The following is a 5,956-nucleotide window of genomic DNA, read 5'->3' as shown; positions in this document are numbered from 1 at the left end:
GGGGTCCGGGGGCGGAGCCCCCGGAAGCGGACCCGCGCTCGATCCCTCAGCCTCGGCCGAACGCCGACAGGATGCGGTCCGCCGCCGACGTGGCGGTCACCGTACCCGCCCGCACCCCGGCCTCCAGGCCAGGCGCCAGCTCCCGCACCGCGGGATCCGCCCGGAGCCGCTCCAGCAGCTCGTCGCGGACCATCGACCAGGTCCACTCCACCTGCTGCGCAGCCCGCTTGGCCGCCAGCCGGCCCCCGGCCTCGAGCAGCACCCGGTGCTGTTCGAGGCGGTTCCACACCTCGTCCAGCCCCGCGGACTCCCGCGCACTGCACGTCAGCACCGGCGGAGTCCACGCCGCGTCCGCGGGATGCATCAGCCGCAGCGCGCCCGACAGTTCCCGCGCCGCCGCCTTCGCCTCGCGCTCGTGCGGGCCGTCCGCTTTGTTCACGGCCAGGACGTCCGCCAGCTCCAGGACGCCCTTCTTGATCCCCTGCAGCTGGTCGCCCGTACGCGCCAGCGACAGCAGCAGGAACGAGTCCACCATCCCGGCCACCGTGGTCTCCGACTGGCCCACGCCCACCGTCTCGACGAGGACCACGTCGTACCCGGCCGCCTCCATCACGATCATCGACTCCCGGGTCGCCCGGGCGACCCCGCCCAGCGTCCCCGCCGACGGCGACGGCCGGACGAACGCCGCCGGGTCGACCGCGAGCCGCTCCATCCGCGTCTTGTCGCCGAGGATGGAGCCGCCCGTACGGGTGGACGACGGGTCCACGGCCAGCACCGCCACCCGGTGGCCCAGCCGGGTCAGCATCGTGCCGAACGCGTCGATGAACGTGGACTTGCCCACCCCGGGCACCCCGCTGATGCCGATCCGGCGCGCCCTCCCGGTGTGCGGGAGGAGCTCCGTCAACAGCCGCTGGGCCAGGACCCGGTGGTCCGCCCGGGTGGACTCGACGAGGGTGATCGCGCGCGCGATGTGCGCGCGCCTCCCGTCGAGCACGCCCTTCACGTACACATCGATGTCGATCTTCGGGGGCATCCGCGCGGCGCCTACAGCTCGTGACCCAGGTCCGCGGCCAGCCGCGTCACCAGGTCGTGGGCGGCGTCCGGGATCACCGTTCCGGGCGGGAACACCGCCGTGGCGCCCATCTCCAGCAGCGTGGGGACATCCGCCGGCGGGATCACCCCGCCCACGACGATCATGATGTCCTCGCGGCCCTCCTCCGCCAGCTGCTCGCGCAGCGCCGGTACGAGGGTCAGGTGGCCGGCCGCCAGCGACGAGACGCCCACCACGTGGACGTCCGCCTCGACGGCCTGGCGGGCCACCTCCGCCGGGGTCTGGAACAGCGGGCCGACGTCCACGTCGAAGCCCAGGTCGGCGAAGGCGGTCGCGATCACCTTCTGGCCGCGGTCGTGCCCGTCCTGGCCCATCTTGGCGACCAGGATGCGCGGACGGCGGCCCTCCGCCTCCTCGAACCGGTCGACCAGGGCGCGGGTGCGCTCCACGGACGGCGACTCGCCTGCTTCGTTGCGGTACACACCCGAGATCGTACGGATCTGGCTCGCGTGCCGCCCGTACACCTTCTCCAGTGCGTCCGAGATCTCACCGACCGTGGCCTTGGCGCGGGCCGCGTCCACCGCCAGCGCGAGCAGGTTGCCCTCCCCGCTGCCGGCCGCGTGCGTCAGGGCCCGCAGGGTGTCCTGGGTGACGGCCTCGTCGCGCTCCTCGCGCAGCCGCCGCAGCTTGGCGATCTGCTGGGCGCGCACCGAGGAGTTGTCGACCTTGAGCACGTCGATCTGCTCGTCCGTCTCCACCCGGTACTTGTTCACGCCGATCACCGGCTGACGGCCGGAGTCGATCCGCGCCTGCGTACGGGCGGCGGCCTCCTCCACCCGGAGCTTCGGGATGCCCGCGTCGATGGCCTGCGCCATGCCGCCGGCCGCCTCGACCTCCTCGATGTGCTGCCACGCCCGCCGGGCCAGGTCGTACGTCAGCTTCTCGACGTACGCGCTGCCGCCCCACGGGTCGATCGACCGGCAGGTACCCGACTCCTGCTGCAGCAGCAGCTGGGTGTTGCGGGCGATGCGCGCCGAGAAGTCCGTCGGCAGTGCGAGGGCCTCGTCGAGGGCGTTCGTGTGCAGCGACTGGGTGTGCCCCTGCGTCGCCGCCATCGCCTCGATGCAGGTGCGCGTCACGTTGTTGAAGACGTCCTGCGCGGTCAGCGACCAGCCCGAGGTCTGCGAGTGCGTGCGCAGCGACAGCGACTTGGCGTTCTTCGGGTCGAACTGCTTGACCAGCCGCGCCCACAGCAGACGGGCCGCGCGCAGCTTCGCGACCTCCATGAAGAAGTTCATGCCGATGGCCCAGAAGAACGACAGCCGCGGCGCGAACGCGTCCACGTCCAGCCCGACGGCCTGCCCGGCCCGCAGGTACTCCACCCCGTCCGCGAGGGTGTACGCCAGCTCCAGGTCGGCCGTCGCCCCGGCCTCCTGGATGTGGTACCCGGAGATGGAGATGGAGTTGTACCGCGGCATCTTCTGCGAGGTGAAGGCGAAGATGTCGGAGATGATCCGCATCGACGGCTTCGGCGGGTAGATGTAGGTGTTGCGGACCATGAACTCCTTGAGGATGTCGTTCTGGATGGTCCCGGCGAGCTTGTCGGGGGAGACGCCCTGCTCCTCCGCCGCCACGATGTACAGCGCGAGGACCGGCAGCACCGCGCCGTTCATCGTCATCGACACCGACATCTTGTCCAGCGGGATCCCGTCGAACAGCTGGCGCATGTCGTAGATCGAGTCGATCGCCACGCCCGCCATGCCGACGTCGCCCGTCACGCGCGGGTGGTCGCTGTCGTAGCCGCGGTGCGTCGGCAGGTCGAAGGCCACCGACAGGCCCTTCTGGCCCGACGCGAGGTTGCGCCGGTAGAAGGCGTTCGACTCCTCCGCCGTGGAGAAGCCGGCGTACTGCCGGATCGTCCAGGGCTGGTTGACGTACATCGTCGGATACGGGCCGCGCAGGTACGGGGCCACGCCCGGGTACGTCCGGAGGAAGTCCAGGCCCTCCAGGTCCCGCCCCGTGTACAGCGGCTTCACGCCGATGCCCTCGGGCGTCTCCCACAGCAGGTCGCCCGTGGCGGTGCCGGTGGACTCCTTCACCGCCGCGCGCCACTGGTCCTCGGTGACCGCCGAGGAGGCCGCGCCGAGGGGGAGTTCGGAGAAATCGGGGATGCTCACAGCGCGACTCCCATCCGGTCGAGTACGGAGGACAGCACGGCGACCGCGTCGCAGCCGGCGAAGACGTACTCGTCCACGGCCTGCTCGGCGGTACCGGGCCTGCCCGCGAGGAACACGGTCGTCGCGCCCGCCCCGCGCAGGGCGGCGGCCACCTCGGCGGCCTGCTCCTCGTACAGCGCGTCACTGGAGCACAGCACCGCCACGCCGTCCGCGCCGCTCGCCGCGTACGCGGCGGCGGCCGTGTCCGGGTCCACCGACACGGGGTCGTGGACCGGTTCGACGCCGCCCGCCTGGAACAGGTTCGAGGCGAAGGTGGCGCGGCCGGTGTGCGCGGCCGCCGGACCCAGCGCGGCGAGGAAGATCCTCGGCCGGGCGCCGGTCGCGGCCAGGTGCGCGTCGCTCCGTGCGCGCAGGGCCTCGTACGCCTCGTCGCGCCGCACGCGCGGCAGGCCGCCGGCCGGCCGCTCGGGCGCGGGCTCGCGCACGACGGGCTTCTCCGACAGCATCGGGAACTCGCTCACCCCGGTGATCGGCTCGCGGCGCGTGGCCAGCCGCTTCGAACGCACGGCCCAGGTGGCCGCCAGCCGCTCCGCGACCAGCCCCGAGCGCAGCGCGGCCGCCTGGCCGCCCGCCCGCTCCACCGTCTGGAAGAACTCCCAGGCGGCGTGCGCCAGTTCGTCGGTGAGCCGCTCCACGTAGTACGAGCCGCCGGCCGGGTCGATCACCCGGGCCAGGTGCGACTCCTCCAGCAGGACCGTGGAGGTGTTGCGGGAGATCCGCCGCGCGAAGGCGTCCGGCAGGCCCAGCTCGCTGTCGAAGGGCAGCACGGTGACGGAATCCGCGCCCCCCACGCCCGCCGCCATGCAGGCCACGGTGGTGCGCAGCATGTTCACCCACGGGTCGCGCCGGGTCATCATCACCGGCGAGGTGACGGCGTGCTGCCGCTGGGCGCCCGCCCCCGGGGCCCCGCAGGCCTCGGCGATCCGTGCCCACAGGCGCCGGGCGGCGCGCAGCTTGGCGATGGTCAGGAACTGGTCGGCGGTCGCCGCGTAACGGAACTCCAGCTGCCCGAAAGCGGCTTCGGTGGCGATGCCGGCCCCGGTCAGGGCCCGCAGGTACGCCACCCCGGTGGCCAGGGACAGGCCCAGCTCCTCGGCGGCCGAGCCGCCCGCCTCGTGGTACGGCAGGGCGTCCACGGTCAGGGCGCGCACGCCCGGCCAGGAGGCGGCCGCCTCCCGGGCCAGCTCCGCTGCGGGCGCCGCGTCCACGGCCTCGCCCGTCCGGGCCTCGTGGCCCAGCGGGTCGATGCCGAGGGAGGCGCGCGCCTGCGCCGGAGCCACCCCGCGCTCGGCGTACAGGGCGAGCAACGCCCGTGCGGCCTCCGCGTATTCGGCGCCCGCGTCGAGGGCGACGGGCGCGAGGTCGAGGTAGACGCCCTCCAGCGCCCGGGCCAGGCCGTCGGCGGGCAGACCGCCCCGGCCGACGGTCAGCCAGAGGGAGGTGGTGCCGTTCTCGAGGTCGGCGAGGGCCGCCTCGTTGACCCGTACCGGATCGCTGCCCGCGAACCGCTGGCGCACGTCCCAGCCGGAGACGCCGGTGCCCTCGGGGGTACCGCCGCGCACGAAGGGCGCGAACCCCGGGAAGCCGGTGTCGGGGCCGTCCCCGTCGGGGCGTGCCGTGTACAGCGGGCGGGTGATGAGCCCGTCCTCGAGCTTGGTGGACAGCGCTACTTCCGCCGCCTCGCCGGATACTTCCTTGCCCGACTTGCGCAGGACACCCTCGACGAGGCGTTGCCACTGCTCATGTGTCGCGTCAGGAAATTCGGCGGCCAGGGAGAGCCCGTCGTCAGGCAGGACCGTCATGGCTCGAATGCTAGGGGGGGCGCTCAACCGAGACCATGACCGCCGGATGTGATCTCGCACTCCCAGGTCAGCCCGGCGGGGTCCGCGAACAGCGGTCCCAGCAGTACGGTGGCCGCGGCCTGCGGGAGGACGGCGGGACCCGCGTGCGGGGCGATGATCCGTCCGGGGTCGTCGCACACGTGCGACCGGGTGACGGCGGCGGCGCGGATCTCGTCGAGGTAGCCCTCGTGCAGCACGCTGGACAGTTCCGTGACGACCATGACGGCCGGGTTGAACACGTCGAGCAGCAGCGCGGCGGCCCGCCCCACGTCCCGGGCGCGCTCGCGCAGCAGCCGGTCCGCGCGGGGGTCCCCGGCGGCCGCGGCGTCGACCAGCAGCGGGACCGACGGGTCGGGGACGATCCCGCGCCGCACGGCCTCGGCGCCGAGCGCGGTGTCGGAGGCGGCCGCCTGGAGACAGCCCGTACGTCCGCACGCGCAGGCGGCCGCGGAGCCGGGCACCGGCAGGTGCGCCACGTCCCCGGCGGCGGAGCCGGGGCCCTGGTGCACGGTCCCCTCGATGCCGAACGCGGCGTCGACCACGTTGCCGATGAACAGGTGCACCAGGCTCCGGCGGGCCGCGGGGTGCCCGAAGAGGATCTCCGCCCCGGCGACGGCCCGGGCGTGGTTGTCCACCCGGACCGGGAGCCCGAGGGCCTCCGACAGCTCGGCGGTCAGGGGCTTGTGCCGCCACCCGAGCGCGGGATGCCGTACGACGGTCCCCGGGCCCGGCCGGACCCAGCCGCCGAGCGCCGCCGAGACGTACCTGATCGACACGGTGGACCAGCTCACCACCGGGGGCAGCGCGCTGGCCTTCGAGGCCAAGGT

The 5,956-nt window shown here is 73.8% G+C and carries 4 protein-coding genes; all 4 read right to left on the bottom strand.

Annotated features, from left to right (window positions below; translation table 11 throughout):
• Positions 1 to 46: 46 nt before the first annotated feature.
• The gene (meaB, locus tag ACFV0Q_RS37280; protein WP_385011874.1) at positions 47 to 1,033 is read right to left on the bottom strand and encodes a methylmalonyl Co-A mutase-associated GTPase MeaB; all 987 of its coding nucleotides are present in this window, start codon (positions 1,031 to 1,033) and stop codon (positions 47 to 49) included.
• An 11-nt stretch (positions 1,034 to 1,044) separates the two neighbouring features.
• On the bottom strand, positions 1,045 to 3,228 hold the full coding sequence (gene scpA / locus ACFV0Q_RS37275) for a methylmalonyl-CoA mutase (RefSeq protein ID WP_385011872.1): 2,184 nt from the start codon (positions 3,226 to 3,228) through the stop codon (positions 1,045 to 1,047).
• Positions 3,225 to 5,090, bottom strand: coding sequence for a methylmalonyl-CoA mutase family protein (locus tag ACFV0Q_RS37270; RefSeq protein ID WP_385011870.1), 1,866 nt, complete (start codon positions 5,088 to 5,090; stop codon positions 3,225 to 3,227). Before ACFV0Q_RS37270 ends, scpA begins: the two co-directional genes overlap by 4 nt.
• Before the next feature lie 23 nt (positions 5,091 to 5,113).
• A partial coding sequence (locus tag ACFV0Q_RS37265) for an ROK family protein (RefSeq protein ID WP_385011867.1) occupies positions 5,114 to 5,956 on the bottom strand: 843 nt, incomplete at its 5' end.

Source organism: Streptomyces sp. NPDC059564, from assembly GCF_042735575.1.
GTDB lineage: Bacteria > Actinomycetota > Actinomycetes > Streptomycetales > Streptomycetaceae > Streptomyces.
This window is presented reverse-complemented; position numbering and strand designations above follow the sequence as displayed.

Excerpts from the sequence above, each read along its gene's own strand:
- meaB (WP_385011874.1), bottom strand. The coding sequence starts at position 1,033 with ATGCCCCCGAAGATCGACATCGATGTGTACGTGAAGGGCGTGCTCGAC.
- ACFV0Q_RS37270 (WP_385011870.1), bottom strand. The coding sequence starts at position 5,090 with ATGACGGTCCTGCCTGACGACGGGCTCTCCCTGGCCGCCGAATTTCCT.